We start from the raw sequence: 18,094 nt of genomic DNA, 5'->3' as shown, positions 1-18,094 counted from the left end.
ATGCGTGACCAGAAGCGTCACATCCGAAAAATAATAGGGGGAACTGACCATATTTTAGTTCAGTAGCAGTTATTTTTTAATTCACAAAAGACATCCGCTAGTACAAAATGCCAGACCTAGTCAACTCTACAATTAGCCACAATCATTAGCTACATGCGTTTGCAAAAATTAGCAAACTATTACCGCCCTATCTTAGACTTAGATCTGTAATTCAGTTAGCAGTTTCTGAGGTTTATTTTCAAAAACTCACCAAAACTATTCCATCATGCTCATATCTTTTGGCATACGGGAGTTGAAGTTACCTTTGAATCTTTTGGCTTCAATCAAGATTCTTTCCTTTACAACTTGTGAGAATGATCCGCTTCGTTTTAAAGTTCTTGGCGCAGTCCAGGCTCTTGCCTTGTTAGAGCGAACTTGTTTTATTTTGCCATATTTCATTAGACCCAGGCATAGCATACCATCATCTCCCCTCCATTTAGATGGTACAAAACCCACCTTCATGCCATACTCTTTCACAAAGCCCATACTTAAGCCAAATGAATTATAATACGGACGCTTGATATGTCTTACTTCAGCGAACATATCTTTCATAAGTTCCAGCAAAGACAGTTTCCATCTTGGGAACCCTTCTTCACTTATAAAGGAGTAACGGCCATATACACAAACCACATCGGGTTTCCTGAGCACATTTAGCATTTCATCTACCCAACAAGATGGATAGTAGCAATCTGCATCCGCTAACAAGATATATTTACCAGAGGCATGTTCCATACCTTGCTGGCGAGCAAACCCACAACCCTGCTTGCTCTGGAATAAACCCGTGATATGAAGTTTATCTATTGTATCTTGGGTCCTATCCTGAGAATTGTTGTTAATCACAATTATTTCAAATGGAATCTGCGTTTTCATTCTTGACAGACTCGCAATTGTTCTAAGTAAGTTCACTTCCTCATTCCAGGCAGGAATTAAAATACTCACCAAAGGTTCTTTACTTAGCACCTTATCCAGGTCACTATTTATCTTGTCAAATACATGAGCAGGTATTTGATCAAAGTTCTCATAATCAAACTTCATCTCATCTAGCCACTCCGGATTTCTTAATTGTCTCATAACAAAATATTTAGTGTTCAATTCTGGCTATTTTCAGGCCTAATATCTAACAAATGTAAATGCAACCATCTGATTCCACCCTGAATATCTAATAAGATCTCAAAAGCAGAATACTTTAATATAGCTTGTAACAATACGCAAGAGTTCTCTTTACTGAAGCACTTCTTGCCTCTTCTCTACTTTGGTAACCCGCTCCCATTTAGCTGAAACGGGGTTATATTCTTTTAACAATCGCGCCGGATTACCTCCAACTATGGAGAAGGGAGGAACATCTTTCGTAACCACACTACCGGCCGCTACTACCGAATGCTTTCCTACACGCACTCCGGCCGTAATTACCGCATTAGCACCTATCCAGCAATCATCTTCAATGACAATCTCAGCGGTGGTACAAGGCTGATTTTTTATAGGTGAATGAACATTTTCATACCCATGATTCAATCCTGAGATTACTACATGCTGGGCAATAATAACATTATTACCAATGGTAACCGGACCTATAACCACATCAAAAAGACCTACAAACGTATTGTCACCAATGTGGACATGTCCCATCCCGTTATTTACAACAGCATAATCTTCTATCACAGCACCGCTCCCTACTTTAAAGGGATTGAAGGGTAGTACATCTAATCGGGATTTACGACGAAACACCGCATTAACGCCCTTCTTATGATAGAAGGGGTTCAAAAACTGTTGAACCCACCAACGGGGTCTAGCCTGGTTCCTGGGCATCAGTAAATACAGTACCAATGCCTTCAGTTTAGGATCTGACTTAATCTTTTGTATGTAGCTCAATTTGTTGATTTTAAGTATAAATCAAGAGTATACCTTTTCTAACTCAGGAAACTCAGCCCTATTGGCTAATACTTGCAGAAGGAATTACAGCCCTGTCGGCCTTCTCCCAAGCCGCTGGTTGCGCATTTCTCACAAATCTTATGAACCCTGCAAAAACGGCTACATTCATCATACTAAAATATAGCGGGATCAATAAAGCTTTTATCTTCTTACCCCTTAGCTCAGCCTTCCACCCTAACCAAGAAGCTAAGTAGAAAAGCACTTGAGAAATAAACAGGAAGGTATAAAAACCTCCTTTATTAAAAGAAAGCAACAAGCTCAAGGGTAGCAAAAGGGCTAGCATGAGAGGTGCTAAACTCCAGCGTAGCACCCGGTGGGAGATGTAAAGGAAAGTAACCAAAGGTTGATTCAATGGATTTAAGAGCGAACTTAAACGAACCATTGACTGCCACCCCCCTGCACATATCCTTACTTTACGCTTCATCTCTTCAGCAATTGAAGTAGAAGGGGTTTCTGATGCATAAGCACGTGGTTCATACACCACTTTGAATCCTTTTTCTACTATTCTCAAGGATTGTATAAAATCATCTAAAATAGTATCCTTCTCCAACGGTTGGTAAAGGTCTGTTCTGAAGGATACAAGCTCTCCGGCGGCCCCCATTAAACTATATATATCTGAATCGCATCGTTTCAGGAAAGATTCGTATTTCCAGTACATCCCTTCCCCGGCGCCAGGAGAAGAGTCTAAGGAAAGGACTTTTTTCTCACCAGAAACGGCACCTACCTTCTCATCTTGGTAATGCTTTACCATTTCTTTGACTGCTTCCTTATTCAGAAAAGAATTACAGTCAGTGAAAATTACATATGGTGTCTTCACGTACTGCATGGCTCTATTCTCAGCCATGGCCTTGCCTCCCCGTATAGGAGAATGCAGATGCAGTACTTGTGGGTAGTTCATCAATACATCAGCTGCATTGTCGGTAGAGCCATCCGTGATAAAAACAATCTGCAGTTTATCTGAAGGGTAATCCAGAGACAAACAATTCGCTATCTTATTTTCAAGTATTGAAGCTTCGTTATACGCTGGTACTACCAGGGTCACTTCAGGCTCATATACCTCCAAAGCCTTTGGTTTTCTTACTGTTTTTTTAATTTTAGCTAAAAACCAAGCTACTATCGCATATCCAAAATAGGTATAGAATACAATAGCTAAAGCAATCCAAAGGGTAATTTCAAGAACTTCCATTAGGTCTATTCCTTAAGCAAAATTTTACTGATCTTTTTTACTAGTATTCAACCCACTTACGAAGCCTACAATTAAGAAAATCAAAGCCGGAATAGTGAAAATTTCAAAAGGCATACTACTTGAAGTTAAAGGAATTAAATATTTACGTCAGCTGAAACAGCCTTTACCTTATGTGGCGTAGAAAGGAAAGACGTTTTGGCTTTCTTTATTTGAAACAAGGCCTTAACCATGCAGAACAATGCGTAAGGCAACTGGCACATTGCTTGCCATAATTTTTTACTCTTATAGAAGCGCCCTGGCAGGGCAATGAAAAGAGCTGCGCTCAACATCAGTAGCTGAACTACCCAAAACAAAGGAGATGGGCCAAAGGGCAAGATGAGGGAAGACAGGAAGAACATTCCCAGAACTCCTATCAAAAGAACCCTAGGAACTAAGAAAGCTTGTACAACTTTATTAAAGAACTCAAAGTTACCATGCTTTACTAATTGTAGAACCCCTTCCAAAGCATACTTCTTCAGGAACTCAACTTGTGCGGCAATCCATCTGGTTCGCTGTTGAGTAAACACCTTGGCATTTTCTATTTTTTCATCATAGACAAACACCTTATCCAGATAGCAGATTCTTTCATGGTCTTTCACAATTCTAAAATCTAACTCTTTGTCTTCCCCTACTGTTTCACCTATCCCCACTAATAATTCTTTGAGATAAGTGAAGCCAAAGGCCATACCGGAGCCAATCAAGGCAGAAGACATTCCAACGGCAAAATGGCCTTTCCGGTAGATATGGTTGTTGATTTCCTCATTACATGCATCTAGAAAAGCGAAGGAAGAATCCATATTCTTTGCAGTTCTATGTGCTTGAACTACTCTGTACCCAGCCCCAAACGCCATGTTGACCTCCTGCATGAAATCAGGTCCCATTATATTATCCACATCTAAAATTGCGGCAATGTCATACGCATTTTCAGGAAGTTGATTGAGAGCGGCAGACAGAGCTTTTCCTTTCGTGCTTTTCTCAAAGGTCACTTCAATCACTTTCGCACCAATGTGTTTCAGTTTTGTGACGGTATCTGCTTCTAAACCATCTGCTATCACATACACATCATACTCGCCATTGTAGTTATGATTCAAGGCCGCCTTACTGGTTTCTAGCACCACTTCATTCTCCCTGTAAGCTGGAATCAGAATACAAAACCGACGGTTCTTTTTCACCATCACCTGCAATGGCTTTATCTTTTTATGGCCAGCTAATGAAAAGAAAAGTAAATAGCAACAATTGAAAAGGAGATAAATCCCTATAATATATAGTATACTATTCCCCAATACTTCTATCAAAAACATAAACGTATTCAACTCTCTACTTAAGTAAAATCAGAAACAACTTCTATATCTAATAAAACAGAATCTGCAGTATTAGATTCTAATAAGAGCAGGTAAAAGCCACTCGCCTTTCTTTGGAACTAGACCGGAAGTGCTAAACTCTTTGGATTTCTCTGCCGAGCAGCACTAGGGTAATTTGTTTTATGGATGTTATGGTGGGTTAAGTTCCACCATAAACCTCTAATGATAGCTTTCAGCTGTTTCCCTTCCAGATTCATGCTAAACTCCAGAATTTTTTTGGGAATAGCAGCCAAAAGAAAGATAAGAGCACTTGTCCAGAATGGCCACCCACTTATATTTCTTCTTATAAAAAGCAGTCTGTTCCTGTTCATATAATAGGTTTTGAGAACCGATGCCTTTCCCACTGAAACTGATTCTTTGTGATAAATGGTAGAAGCTCCTACATAATGACAAGTATAGCCGGCTCTTTTAATCATTTCGCACCAATCCAGTTCTTCATAATATAGAAAGTAGAGCTCAGGCATTAAACCTACTTCCTTTATCACCTTCATTGGGACCATCATGGCAGCCCCATCTGCTAACAAGGTAGTATAAGAGGTATCAAATTGCCCCTTATCCTTTTCCATTTGACCTATGGTGATACTTCTCCCAGTCCAGGAATTAATACCTTTGGAACCAGCATATTGAATCGTCCCATCGGTATCATAATAGATAATTTTAGGCGATGCGATACCAGCCTTGCCATTTTGTAAGAATGTGTTTACTAGTGGCTCCAGAAAATCTGGTTCAACTTCAGTATCATTATTCAGAAAAAGTATATACTCACCTTTTGCCTGGGCAATTCCTAAGTTATTCCCTCCCGCAAAACCTAAGTTTACCGAGGATCTTATAAGTTTTACATCTGGATATTGCTCTATGATCAAAGTAGGATCATCTGTGGGAGAAGCATTATCCACTACTATGATTTCAATATTAGGATAGCTTATTTTTCGGAGAGAGGCAACCATCTCGCAGGTAACAGCTGCTTGGTTATAATTCACCGAAATGATAGAAACAAGCGGACTAAACATAAGTGTTAACTTGTGGTGCTTCTCTGTCTAGCTTGGGCCCCAAGAATACAAAGGCGAATGAAACAAACAAGATCATGGAAGAAGGATGCATATTCATAATCTCGTTTCCATAGCTACTTATGATTATACCAGTGAATCCTGCGGTAAGAGCGGTAAGCTTAAATCGTAGACCTCTGTCTTTGGTATTCCACACTATGCCACAACTCTTCCCTATGATGTACATCATCATACTGATCCAAATTACGAAGCCCACAATGCCGTACTCCGCCCAAACTTTAACCCAGTAGCTGTCTGGGGGGATTGAGGCCAAATAGCTACCTGAGTTATACTTCTCACCAGAATACCCTATGGCACCAACCCCTCCACCAAAAGGACGGGACTCTAAGTAATGCTGAAGTTTCATCTGATTGCTTAGACGGATATTAAATGAAGCATCATTTGAGTTCAGCGCAGAACGCATCCTCCTGATCTCAAAATGGCTCTCTCCTATGTAAGTAAACTTAAGGAAGCAAAACCCAGCTACGGCGATCATAAGAGCAATTGTAATTACTTTTAAATTCTTATTGATTAACAGAACAACTGCCAAACCAACGAATAAAGTAAAAATGGCACCTCTTGTTCCTGAGATGGACTCCCCATACAGGAAAATAAGTGCAGCCAAACCACATAAAACTCTTTTCCACCTCTTAAATGGCCCTAGGGCCAACGTGAATGCTATTACAAACAATTGAGCTTGAGAGGCACCAAACTGACTTGCATCTGAGTAAAAGGAAAATACCCGTAATTCACCCCAAATAAGGTGAGTCATATACCCATACGTATTCAACCACTCTAATTCACCAGGAAATAAACCTACAGTGATTTGTTTGATTCCATTGAATGTTGCCAGTAAAGACATACAAATAAGAAGAATCAAGAAAATATTAAGGTCTCTTTTCGTATTGAATATAACCATACACAGGGGTACAGTTAAGATCCAGAGCAAATGGTAACGCACCTCTAATAACCAACCCAGCACACTAGAACCAGCAGGATTAAATAGTTCTAGAATGTTTATCAACATCCAGATTGCTCCAATTACACAAATTTCATTTCGTAAGTTAGACCAATCATAATGTTTTTTAGTATGGAATATTGCAGCTAGCCACGTAAGTACTAACAGCCCTTCAATGACATACAAGTATTGAAAATGCCCAATTTCTCTAGCGAAAAAGTTATAGACGAAGCAGTAAACAATAAAAGATATGATTCCTACTTTTGGCTCATTGAAAATGTAATAAACTAACGGAATAACAAACAGAGTGACCAGCAATAGCCCTGGCAATAGAAAACCAATCTGAGCAGTTAACCACCCAATACCAACAGCCGCTAGCACGGCTAAGGGTATCAAGAAGTTTGAAATTCTTTTTTGCGATGATGTGGCAATCTGCTCCATTGAAATAATCTTGTACTATTTGATAAGACCTTACTTATTTCACCTCTTACAATTACTTTGCAGACGTGAAATAAGTAAGGTAATTAATTATAGGAAAACATCAGAGTTCTGTACTCAGAAGACTATCTAGACTGTTTCTAAAGCCGGGAAATTCTTAGGAGACGGAAGGACTTTTTGTTCCTGTGCAAAACTATTAGGTCTAACAATCACCATTTCTTTTGCATCGTCCTGCTTCACAGAACTCAGAACAGTTTCAATAGGAGCATTCGTAACCTTCTGAATACTTTCGAACATAGTTCTGTCTGCCTGTTGCCAGATTCGGTTTGCTCTTACTGTCAACAGAATCAAGTCTAAGTGCTTAAAGAGAGACACCGGATAGGTATCTTCCAACACTGCCGGGAACTCCACAAGCACTACAGAGTTACTCATAAACTCCAGTCCTGCTAAGTCCTCAATAGAAGCATCTGTTAACACACCCTGGAGTGGAGCATAAAAACTATTATGTGCATCTGGACTAATTCTGCCTTTGTGGCTTTCCGGGAATAAAACCTGTGTTTCAATGCCCATTGAGATCAAGTTACTTGCCAAAGCATTGCATAGTTCTGTTTTGCCTTCTCCGGCCATGCTGCTTAATACTCCCACTACAAAAGGACCAGCAGTCTCTTTTTGTCTCATTTTCAGTATTAACTGACGAGCCAATTGATCTTCTGCCCTTTGAGCAAGAAGCAACTGTTTTGAATTTGAAGTATCAGTGGCAGGCAAAATTCCAAATACCGGATACTGCATTTTTCTAGCTGCAATTGAAGGCTTCTGCAATGATTGATCAAGCAAAGCATTGGCAAGTAGCGCTCCAAGAGTTAGCAAGAACACACTAAATGATCCGAAAAGGATAAGCAACAAGCGTGTAAATATTGCAGGGCTGGTAGGTTGGTAAGGTGAGTCAACTACTTTCAGTTGGGAAGTAAGCTCCACATTCTGTTGGTTCAGTTTACTTTCTTTTAAGCCATCTAATTGAGCTAAATACTCCTTTTCAGCTAGATCTACCTCACGAATCAATCTTTTACTTTCTCCACCCAAAGGCAAAAGCTTCGAGTACTCTTGTGCATACTCAGCTTTCTGCTTGTTTACCAAACCTAATTTACTTCTCAACTCTTCCACCAGGAACGTAGCTCTAACCCAATCAGTAAGCACAGATCCCATTGGCAATCCTTCTGTAGAACGTGTGTTGGCAAAATGCTTATCTACTGAATTTAACATCTTCTCCTCAAGATCATCAGCTTCCTTTCTCAAAGCAGCTAATTTGGATGATTGAGCGTCACTAGAGTTACCCCTGTTTAATATTTCCAATTCTGCAATTTGATTAGAAACATCAGTGATTCTATTCTTCAATCTCAGTACATCTTGGCTATATAAATTTGGAACACCTCTAGATTTTATACTCTGCTCCAATGAACGCAAAGTGGCGCGTGCACCGGCATATTCGGTTTCTAGATCATTGTACTTACCCAGTAAAGAGTTTTTCTCAGATGCCGTATTTTCAACTTGAGAGTTGTAGTCAACAATTCCATTTGTTTTCTGGAAATTGAGCAGGTTTGCCTCTGCTATTCTTAATTTCTGCAAAGAATTTTCAGTTGCTGTATTAAAGTAATCTACAACGGTCTCAGATTGAGCAGTATGCAGATTCTTATGTTTCGCAATAAACAACTGTGTTAAGATCTCTAATGCATTTTTACAAAGAGCCGGATCTGTAGAGGTGAAAGAAATTTGCAAAAGATCACTATCGCTAATCCGTTTAGCTTCAATAGCAGATTTTGTGTTTGCAGAAGCTGAAGCAGCCCCTGAATAGTCAAACTCATCTGAGTAAATAATATCGCGTATTACGTTTTTCTTAGAGGCTTCATAATACTTGGCAATATTATCGGCAGTTTCTTCAACCGTTGCTCCTACTAACTTTGTTCTAAGAGAAGCGGGCACCATTTCCTGTAACTTCTCATAAGAACTCGCTTTCAAGACACTAGGGTCATGGGCTTTTAACATCAAATGCGAAGCCAAAAGACGGAAGGATAATTGCTTCCTGATCTCTCTGGAATCAATGATAGAAATCAGGTTGGCAAAAGCGTTTGCAGCAGCTTTATGCTCGCTGTTATTTGCCGATACACTGTTAAGATCATAACCAGTTGCTATACCCGTGTAAATGGTAGTATAGGATGTATATTCATCATCATTATCTTTTACAAAAAAGTATATTGATGCCGCCGTCACAGAGGTCACCGCAAGCAGCATAAACCAATTACGACGTATGATTTTGAAGATTTCCGTTAGTTTCATTTGCTTTTTATTAAATCAATTAATCTCGTTCCAATTGTCTCTTCCATCATCATGAGAGTGGTCTCGTAATTTACCTTTGCAGATTGCAGAGCAACCGCGGTACTATTATAAGCTTGCTGCACACTAGACATGGCATCGATTAGTATTTCACCACTTTTAAATTGCTTTTCAGCAAGTTTATTTGTTACAACAGCTGACTGATACGCCTGCTGCTGAAGCTCCAATTGTGATTTTGCCAATACAATATTCTGGTAAAGGGTAATCACTTGCTGTCTGATTTGCTTTTCTGCAATCTTTCTATTTCCCTCCACTTGCGCGATAGTCAAATCTTGCTTCTTAATGAGATTATGTCTGCTAAGAAGTTGACCCAATGGTAATGCTACTGTAAAACCCATGGTATACCTTGCCCGCAAAGGAGAGTCAAAAGCGTTAAAGGAATTTACAGGATCACCCGCGTACCCGAAATTCTCCCAGGTACCATATTGATAAGCTGAGTTTAATGCAAAGTTGCTATAGAAGTTCTTCCGGATAATTTTTCGCTCCTCCTGGGCTATTAACTTAGCTGCATCTGCGTTCTCCAACTCAGCGGCATTCGCAAGGGCTGCATCAATCAATATAGGAAGAGCATATTCAGAATAGAAAAGCTTCTTTTCCCAGTCGGCTCCTTGAGGAGGGGTGCCTTGGGCAAAGGTCACCAAACCGTTAAAGACCAAGAAAATAGCAAGTGAAAGTTTTTTCATATTAAGCATTATTAAACATTTTCTTTTTGAAACATTGCAGGAACAGTTTTCAGGAGTATGTACAAGTCCTTTCTAAAGGAAAACTTTTGAGCATACTCAATATCCAAGGCTTTCCGTTCTGATTCTGACATATTCCCTTTTCCGCGCTTACTTACCTGCCAAAGCCCGGTTATTCCGGCTGGCGCAATAAAACGGGCAGCATACTCGTCAGTAGTTATTTTCTCAGCTTCATAAATAGGCAGGGGCCTGTTACCTACAATTGACATATCTCCCCGTAGCACATTGTATAATTGTGGCAGTTCATCAATGCTCGTATTCCGAAGAAACATTCCCAAACGGGTAATTCTAGGATCATTGGCAATCTTAATAAACGCAGCACCAGTTTTATTTTTCTTTGATTCAATGTATTGCTGCTCACAAATCAACCTACCCCGCTCATCAATTAGTTGATTTGAACACCCTAGCCCATTTTCCATGCAGGTTGCACAAAGCGTATGCTCCTCCTCTTCTTTAGTTTCCTCTGCCGGAACTTGGTATTGGTTGAACACCTTAATAGAATCTAACAATTGATCTGCATCCTGACGCATAGACCTGAATTTCCAGAATTTGAAAATCTTAAAGCCTGTTCCAACTCTGTAGGAGTAGTAAAAAGCAGGCCCTTTAGATTCAAGTTTGATTAAAAGCGTTATAATTAATAAAATGGGGAATAAGCAGATTAAAGCTGTTGAAGCTACAACTATATCAAAAACTCTCTTCCCTATAGGATATTTGTATGCAAAGACGTTATTATTTTTAGTATCAATTTCCATTTTTTTGGCTTTGGCCAAATAATTAATTCTAGTAATTAATTTATCCTTATCTGGTTTTTGGTAGAAGATATCTGCAACTCCTGCAGACATTAATACTCTTTGCAAAGTAGGTGGCACCGGGCTATTTGAGAGCCATATCATTGGTATTGTTAGCCCAAGATTTTCTTTTATAGCTTTTAATAAATTTATACCTAAGGGAGAGCCTGGCATTGCTGCATTTATGATCACATCATAGCTAGTGCCATTTTCTAATGAGCTTAAAAAGAATTTAGGGTTATCAAAGTGCTTTATCTCAGCATATTGACCAAATTCAGCCTCAAATTGAGTAGCATCCTGAATGTCTGGTGAAAGATAAGCAACCCTCATGTTCTTAATACCTTAAGAAATTTTTACTCTCTTTAAAACATTCTTTATCCGTATTTCTAATTCTTCAGGATTGAAAGGTTTTATCATATAGTCATCTGCGCCACTCTTCAGACAGAGGATCTTGTTTCTTGATTCTTCTTTACCTGATAGCATTACCAAAGGTATATCTCTAAATAGGGTGCTGGCTCTTAATTGTCTGACAAAATCTAAACCATTCATGTAAGGCATTTCAAAATCAGCTACTATAGCATCTATATGGTGTCCCTCTTCCAGCCAAGCCATAGCTTCTTTACCGTTTGACTTCACCACCACTCTGTAGGATTTGGAAAAGTAATGCTCCAATATCAGCCCTATGGTAGGTTCATCATCCACAATTAGTATACACTGCTTCATTTTATCTTTTTTATATAGACTATGAAATTACCATGCCAATCTTACTATTGTCTTAAATAATAGTATTAGAGTATAATACCATAAAGAGATTAGAACAAGTAATCCCATTTTGGGAAACACTGTTCCAGAGTGGGAGCAGGAAACAAAATCCTGCTAAAACATTCAAGAAGATCTATATTAAGATTTAGAGGACGTATTAGCCTGAACCTGCGTTTCAGTTTTTATAAATAGATTTTTATTTAATTCTTATTACTATGATTTATTAATTCACCTGTATAAAAATGGGATTTCATTTAAAAATACGTCAATGAGTCAAATCTAGTTATTTAGAGAAAACTTCTATTACTTTCTGTGTGGTATCTTTTACAATTTCTAACAATTTATTTAATTCTGAAAGGTTTGTTCTTGAATTCGATATCTCTTCTATTTTTTTCATTGCTTCGGCAGCTTTTACAACCTTAATGTTTCCATAGGTAGATTTTAAACTATGGGAAATAAGCGCTACTGCATCCCATTCTTGCCGTTGAACCGCTTGTGACAATTTTGAAATCTGCCCAGGGACTATGTCAATGAACAGTTTCTGCATTTTCCTGATAAACACAGCGTCTTCTGCCATATTGCCTAGCCCTGAAAAATCGTACAGCAACTGGTCTGGCTCCTCTGTTTCCTTTAAACGCATCTGCTGCTCTCTTGCATTATGCCCTGTATTATTAGATATACATAGGTATAAATCAAAGGGATGATAAGGCTTTCTTAGATATTCCGTTACACCTAATGCTCCACATTTTTCACCATCTACGTTGTCAAGAGTAGACGTAAATGCGACAATAGGTGTGTATTGGTTTAACTCGTTTAATCCGTTTGATTTCCTGATCAGCGAAGCAATTTCAGAAGCTTTCACTCCGTTTATTTCTTCGTCCAGCAAAATCAAATCATAACTCACCTCATTCACAAAGTGCAGGGCTTCTTCTTCACTTTGGGCTATATCTAATGAAGTATTCCAGTTCTGGATTTGCTTTTTCACTAATTCCTGTGAGTCTGCATTTGCATCAACCAAAAGCAGATTCAACACAATTGCTTGTGCAGGTTGGTTTGATTCCTTCTGAAGACTCTTCTGTTGAGCAGTTGTCTTACTCTGAATGATAGGAAAAGGCAGAATAAATTCAATGCTTTTCCCTAAACCATTTGATTCCTCTAGCCAAACTTTGCCGCCCTGAAGTTCAATAAGCTTTTTACAAGTGTAAACTCCTATGTCAACTCCGCTCCTTTTAGACTTATTAGTGCGAAGGGCATTTTCAGTTTCGAACAGTTTTGACAAAACCTCTGCATTTTGATCTAAACCTATGTTCTTAATGGAGAACTGCAAGTGTAACGTATCATCAGACCTTTCTTTCTGAAAGACAGAAAATACCACTTCTTTGGTCTTTGTATACCGTACAGCACTTTTTATGATCTTTACTATAACCAAATTCAGATGAACCGGATTGATCTCGACGAGAGGCAAATTCACTAATGGTTCTGTAAATTTGACATTAACCCCCTGCTCAGATGCTTTGGGAATTACTGTTTGCACAGCCCTGCCTATGAACGGCATAATGTCAACAATTTCTGTGGCTGAATTTAAGACGCCGGCCTCCACTCTGGCATATTCCAGCACATCTTTGGGAACCTCCAGGAGGTAATCAGAAATAGACAAAACTGAATTCAGATACCGTTTTTGGTCTTTACTTATAAACGTCTGTTTCAGGAGCCTGATTAAACTGATGATGGCGTTTACCGGAGCCTCTAACTCAGCGCTGACATCTGTCAAAAACTTCTCCTTGGCGGCGAAAGAGTCTTCGGCCACTTGAATGGTTTCTTTGAGGTTGGTGATTTCAGTAGAAGTAGAGAAGAGACAATGCTCTCCATTCGGCTGAACGATTGTTTTTTTTACCGTGAGGTACCAAGCACCGCTTCCATCTGCCAGTTTGTAGAACTCTTCAATTTCGCTTATTTCCTCTGTGCGCAGCACTTCCAAATCTCTGTCATACGAGAAATCAAAGTCTAATGCTCCTTTCTGAAGGAGTTGAGCCAGATTACATCCGTTCAGTAGTGCGTAGGCGGTATTGGCCCATATGATCTTCCCTTGCGAATCCTTGACATAGGTAGGATTGGGGCTTTCTTCAAAAATCTGTTCAATAAACGACATAACTATTCAGCAAATCTCCCTTCCAAACCCACCTATTCCTTATTGTTTGTAATGTTGCTTAACCAATAAAACCGCTTTAGAACCAAGCAGGGCCTACAGGTTCTTGTTTTAGGGCTTATTTCTCTAAAACAGCCTTAAAACAAAATGTTTGCTATCAGAACTTCTTTTGTTCCGGAATAAGGACGTCTCCTTTTTGGATCATTCTATAGATAGTGGACTTGCCTACCTTGAGTTTCTCGGCCACGTACACTACATTATAATTATACTTATCTAAGTACCGCTGAACGGTCTCATAGATATATTCATCTAATGTTTTCTCCTCTGCAGAGGCTTGAGTTACCGCCTTCTGGAGCTGTATATCATTTTCGGTCACTGACTTAGAATCTGAGAGAACCGCGGCCAATTCTACAACGGCCTTGAGTTCCCGCACATTTCCCGGATATTGATGGCTCAGCAGTTTCTTCTGCGCTTCAGAGGTGAAAGACTTTTCTTCCATTTCATTCTGCTGGCAAAAGTCTTTCAAAACTCTATGGGCAATCAACAATATATCATGCCCTCTTTCCCGAAGGGGGGGTAAATGAATCTGTATGCCCAATAGTCTGTAAAATAAATCTTCTCTGAAGTTTCCTTTCTTTACTTCCTCCAGCAGATTGCGGTGGGTAGCGGTAATGATGCGTACATCAACGGGAATACTTTTATTTGACCCTACCGGTGTCACTTCTCTTTCCTGTAAAACCCGTAGTAGCTTTGCTTGAAGATTGAAGCTCATTTCCCCAATTTCATCCAGGAACAAGGTACCGCCGTTTGCTTCTTCAAACTTGCCTACCCTTCTGGCGGTGGCACCGGTAAAAGCTCCTTTCTCGTGCCCAAACAGTTCACTTTCCAATAGCTCAGAGGGAAGGGCGGCAATGTTCACCGCCACAAAGGGCATCTTTGACCTTTTGGAGTTCAGGTGAATGGCTTTGGCAATAAGTTCTTTCCCTGTTCCGGTTTCACCGGTAACCGTCACATTTATGTTGTTTGTGGCAGCTTTTTCAACCAAATGATACACTTTCTTGATGGGCTCAGAAGACCCGACCAACTCGCTCCCAATAGTATACTTTTGGTTGACTTCCTTCCGAAGTACCTCTATTTCTTGCTTGAGGGTTCTATTGTGCTTTATTTTCTCAACGATGCTCCAAAGCCGATCTTTGGTTTCCTCATTTTTGACTATGTAATCATACGCCCCCATTTGCATCAGACTTACTGCTTTTCTGATATCTTCCTGGCCCGAAATGATGATGATGTACGAATTGGGGCTCTTTTTCAGAATCTGCTGCAAAACCTCCTCACCCGAGACAGAAGGCAAGTGATAGTCTAGCGTAATGATAGTGGGAGACTCTGATAAACGGTCCAGAAACTCATCTACAGAATTAAATACTTCTACCTGATGATCGGGATTGGAAGACAGATGGTAACTTAAGAACTGGGAGTACCAAAGATCATCTTCCAGCACAAAGATTTTTGCAGAAGAGTCATTTTGTAAACTGGGCATGAAGACTAAAAATAAATATTAGATAAAAGCAATTAACCATCTTATACTGCCAATTTAAGAAAGTATTTGGACAATAGTTAATTGCATCTGCACGTTACTATTAGTATTAACTGGTAACGGAATCCTGAATATTTATCTATCTATCTGTTCATAAGGACTATACCTGCAATTTGGACCGTGCTTTTATTTGGCAAACTCCTAAACACCTCAGCCTGTAACGTATATAAATTTGGCGTGAGAGGTCCGGTTAAATTTCCAGACCTGCTCTTAACTTGAGATGACTGTTATAGGAGCAAGGCTATGAATACTTAACTTTCTTCTTGATCAATACTGGAAGTTTAGAACCCAGATTACGTTTTTAACCTAAAAACGTAATTTTTCCACCTAAACACTGAATCAAATCTGCAAATCATCTTGCGCCTAACTGTAAAGCCAGATCAACCTCACTACTGTGAGGTTGATCTAACGAACAAGGCTTTAACTATGTAGTGAAAGGACATAAAACGAGAAGGCTACTACGCCCCAAGTTCTACCTTAGTTATGATCCTATTGGTGTTCAGGTGCTGAAGCAGTTTATTGAATAAGTCCTGAGGCACAAAAGGCTTGGTCAGGTAATCATTGACACCGGCCGATAATATTCTTTTGCGCTCTTCTTCGCTGGCATTCGCCGTTAACGCAATTACAGGCAAGTTGTATCCTCTATCGCGCAGCCTAGAAACTGTCTGGAAGCCATTTAGCTTAGGCATATAAAGGTCCATCAGCACCAAGTCATAGTCTGCAGATTCGATTTTTGCTATTGCCGCTAATCCATCTTCCGCCGTGTCCACTTCGGCGTGCCAGTTGGTGAGTAGCTTGGTGGCAACAGTCTTGTTCATGACGTTGTCATCCACTACCAATATTTTAACCCCTCTCAGCTTGGCACTGGTAATTTTATTGCTTCCAATCTTAGGAAGGGTAACCAGAGAAGATTGCGGTTTCACAAATCTTAACCGAACACTAAAGGCCGAACCTTCACCCGGAACACTTTTCACTTGAATGGCTCCTTTGTGTAGTTCCACCAGGTTCTTGGTAATGGAAAGTCCTAGACCTGTTCCCCCGTATTGCCTGTGGGTAGCAGAACTTACTTGCGTAAAACTTTCAAAAATGCTGCTTTGTTTCTCTACCGGAATACCAATCCCGGTGTCTGACACGGTAAAGTCTAACACCCATTCCAGATTATTCTGGTAAACCACTTCTACGCCAAGTGTTACCGAACCATGGTCCGTAAACTTGATAGCGTTACTCAGTAGATTATTCAGAATCTGCATCAATCTTACCGGATCACCGGCCACCTCAGATGGCGTGCGTGGGTCAATGGAAAGATCAAAGTTGATTCTCTTTTCCATGGAGCGCAGACAGAGCGCCTGATGCGTGTTCTTTAGCAGATCTTTTAAATGAAAGTTCACTTTCTCCAGCTCCACCTTGCCGGCCTCCATTTTTGAGTAATCAAGGGTATTGTTGATTAAAGCCAGCAGGTTTTGGGAAGAGAAATGGATAGAGTTCAGGTTTTCTTTATACTCTTCTTTCAAACCATCTTCCTGCAAAAGAAGATAGGTCAAACCCATGATGGCGTTCAAGGGAGTTCTTATTTCATGACTCATGTAAGAAACGAACTCCGTTTTAAGTTGGGCCGCATGTTCAGCCACCGCCTTTTCTGCCACCAGCAATCTTTCTTTCTCTACATATTCAGTAACATTCTGAATAGAGCCTACCAATTTAGAGACTTTTGAGTCCTTGATCACCGTTTTGCCCTTCACTCTCAACCAAGACGAATTCTCGCCGCTTGGCACTTCAACCAAACAGTTCAGTTCATCTCCATTGGTGATCAGATTATCCCAGGCATTAGTTAAACTAACCCGACTTTCCTCTGTGAGGAACGGCATGAAAGAATCAAAGTCCTCCAGGGGAATAGAAGATGGAATATCCAGCAGTTGATGTACGTATTCTGTACAGAAGAATGCCTCTGTTTCTATGGAGTACTCCCACAATCCCGCTTCCAGTAATGAACTCACTTCGGCGCTCAAGGCTCCAGCCTTTTGCAGGTGATCAAAGCCTTGGTTTGGCTTGGAAGATAACGGGGACTGCTTAATGCTTTTGGGTAAAGATCGGACAGGGAGCGCCTGTTCAGTCTCATTGTTCACAATGCCTCCTATTGTAGAAGTATCCTCGAGAAGGTGAAGTTCCAGAACCGAATCAGAGATATTCTGGAAGGGCATTCCAAAATGAACTGGTTCATGCAAGCCTAACAGCTTTCTTTTCCAAAGCTTGTCTGTTGAAAGAGACAACAGAGCTAAACCTTGCGATTTAGCATGCGCAAGCACAGACTGGAAGAATTGCTTAAAGTTGCCAAAGGAACGAAAGGACGGAGCAACCTTGAAAATACTGCCTATCTCCTCTAATGGCTTAGAGTTCCATGAATCAGCAACAGTACCTGTGAATTGCAGGGTCTGCCACTCATTCAAATTGCGAGACTCATTTACGGTAACTGGAGCAGACTTCATAAACATGCATTTATTTATTCCTTGGTCAAATATACAATAAAATATTAGTTCTGTTACGTTTTTGCATATTATTTTGAAATAACACGCCTAAAGACAGGTCCTTTTAGTTTATTTTATTAAAACTTAATTAAAAAAGTCCTATTTATTTTATCATGCGTTATTCTGTAGTTTGAGGCGCTGCATTGAAATTTTTACTC

General features: G+C 39.9%; 13 protein-coding genes. All 13 read right to left on the bottom strand.

The genetic code is table 11. The features are described from left to right. Positions 1-255: 255 nt before the first annotated feature. Positions 256-1,110 (bottom strand): glycosyltransferase family 2 protein, encoded by an 855-nt coding sequence (locus ACY0JR_RS06405; protein ID WP_462633113.1) that lies wholly within the window; start codon positions 1,108-1,110, stop codon positions 256-258. A 150-nt stretch (positions 1,111-1,260) separates the two neighbouring features. Further along, positions 1,261-1,908, bottom strand: a complete 648-nt coding sequence (locus ACY0JR_RS06400; protein WP_462633112.1) for an acyltransferase — start codon at positions 1,906-1,908, stop codon at positions 1,261-1,263. Between the two features lie 58 nt (positions 1,909-1,966). Then, positions 1,967-3,154 carry a glycosyltransferase family 2 protein gene (locus tag ACY0JR_RS06395; protein WP_462633111.1) on the bottom strand — a complete coding sequence of 396 codons (1,188 nt, stop codon included), beginning with the start codon at positions 3,152-3,154 and terminating at the stop codon, positions 1,967-1,969. 134 nt (positions 3,155-3,288) lie between these two features. Beyond that, positions 3,289-4,368 (bottom strand): glycosyltransferase family 2 protein, encoded by a 1,080-nt coding sequence (locus ACY0JR_RS06390; protein ID WP_462633110.1) that lies wholly within the window; start codon positions 4,366-4,368, stop codon positions 3,289-3,291. A gap of 245 nt (positions 4,369-4,613) precedes the next feature. Then, the gene (locus tag ACY0JR_RS06385) at positions 4,614-5,564 is read right to left on the bottom strand and encodes a glycosyltransferase family 2 protein (RefSeq protein ID WP_462633109.1); all 951 of its coding nucleotides are present in this window, start codon (positions 5,562-5,564) and stop codon (positions 4,614-4,616) included. Beyond that, the gene (locus ACY0JR_RS06380) at positions 5,557-6,999 is read right to left on the bottom strand and encodes an O-antigen ligase family protein (protein ID WP_462633108.1); all 1,443 of its coding nucleotides are present in this window, start codon (positions 6,997-6,999) and stop codon (positions 5,557-5,559) included. Before ACY0JR_RS06380 ends, ACY0JR_RS06385 begins: the two co-directional genes overlap by 8 nt. Positions 7,000-7,125: 126 nt before the next feature. After that, positions 7,126-9,327: a GumC family protein gene (locus tag ACY0JR_RS06375; protein ID WP_462633107.1), complete on the bottom strand. Its 2,202-nt coding sequence runs from the start codon at positions 9,325-9,327 to the stop codon at positions 7,126-7,128. Then, a complete protein-coding gene (locus ACY0JR_RS06370; protein WP_462633106.1) occupies positions 9,324-10,067 on the bottom strand; it encodes a TolC family protein in 744 nt (247 codons plus the stop codon). Before ACY0JR_RS06370 ends, ACY0JR_RS06375 begins: the two co-directional genes overlap by 4 nt. A gap of 11 nt (positions 10,068-10,078) precedes the next feature. Beyond that, positions 10,079-11,242, bottom strand: coding sequence for a sugar transferase (locus ACY0JR_RS06365; RefSeq protein WP_462633105.1), 1,164 nt, complete (start codon positions 11,240-11,242; stop codon positions 10,079-10,081). A gap of 12 nt (positions 11,243-11,254) precedes the next feature. After that, positions 11,255-11,614, bottom strand: a complete 360-nt coding sequence (locus ACY0JR_RS06360) for a response regulator transcription factor (RefSeq protein ID WP_462633104.1) — start codon at positions 11,612-11,614, stop codon at positions 11,255-11,257. A gap of 343 nt (positions 11,615-11,957) precedes the next feature. Beyond that, a complete protein-coding gene (locus ACY0JR_RS06355; protein ID WP_462633103.1) occupies positions 11,958-13,823 on the bottom strand; it encodes a hybrid sensor histidine kinase/response regulator in 1,866 nt (621 codons plus the stop codon). 154 nt (positions 13,824-13,977) lie between these two features. Next, positions 13,978-15,357 carry a sigma-54-dependent transcriptional regulator gene (locus ACY0JR_RS06350; protein ID WP_462633102.1) on the bottom strand — a complete coding sequence of 460 codons (1,380 nt, stop codon included), beginning with the start codon at positions 15,355-15,357 and terminating at the stop codon, positions 13,978-13,980. A gap of 515 nt (positions 15,358-15,872) precedes the next feature. Beyond that, positions 15,873-17,612, bottom strand: coding sequence for an ATP-binding protein (locus ACY0JR_RS06345; protein ID WP_462633101.1), 1,740 nt, complete (start codon positions 17,610-17,612; stop codon positions 15,873-15,875). Between the last annotated feature and the right edge of the window lie 482 nt (positions 17,613-18,094).

This window comes from Rufibacter sp. JT3400010 (genome assembly GCF_054956755.1).
Note: the sequence above shows the minus strand (reverse complement) of the source record. Positions and strands in the feature narration are given on the sequence as shown.

Excerpts from the sequence above, each read along its gene's own strand:
- ACY0JR_RS06345 (WP_462633101.1), bottom strand. The coding sequence starts at position 17,612 with ATGCCCTTCCAGAATATCTCTGATTCGGTTCTGGAACTTCACCTTCTC.
- ACY0JR_RS06405 (WP_462633113.1), bottom strand. The coding sequence starts at position 1,110 with ATGAGACAATTAAGAAATCCGGAGTGGCTAGATGAGATGAAGTTTGAT.
- ACY0JR_RS06395 (WP_462633111.1), bottom strand. The coding sequence starts at position 3,154 with ATGGAAGTTCTTGAAATTACCCTTTGGATTGCTTTAGCTATTGTATTC.
- ACY0JR_RS06375 (WP_462633107.1), bottom strand. The coding sequence starts at position 9,327 with ATGAAACTAACGGAAATCTTCAAAATCATACGTCGTAATTGGTTTATG.
- ACY0JR_RS06365 (WP_462633105.1), bottom strand. The coding sequence starts at position 11,242 with ATGAGGGTTGCTTATCTTTCACCAGACATTCAGGATGCTACTCAATTT.
- ACY0JR_RS06370 (WP_462633106.1), bottom strand. The coding sequence starts at position 10,067 with ATGAAAAAACTTTCACTTGCTATTTTCTTGGTCTTTAACGGTTTGGTG.
- ACY0JR_RS06385 (WP_462633109.1), bottom strand. The coding sequence starts at position 5,564 with ATGTTTAGTCCGCTTGTTTCTATCATTTCGGTGAATTATAACCAAGCA.
- ACY0JR_RS06390 (WP_462633110.1), bottom strand. The coding sequence starts at position 4,368 with ATGGTGAAAAAGAACCGTCGGTTTTGTATTCTGATTCCAGCTTACAGG.
- ACY0JR_RS06350 (WP_462633102.1), bottom strand. The coding sequence starts at position 15,357 with ATGCCCAGTTTACAAAATGACTCTTCTGCAAAAATCTTTGTGCTGGAA.
- ACY0JR_RS06355 (WP_462633103.1), bottom strand. The coding sequence starts at position 13,823 with ATGTCGTTTATTGAACAGATTTTTGAAGAAAGCCCCAATCCTACCTAT.
- ACY0JR_RS06380 (WP_462633108.1), bottom strand. The coding sequence starts at position 6,999 with ATGGAGCAGATTGCCACATCATCGCAAAAAAGAATTTCAAACTTCTTG.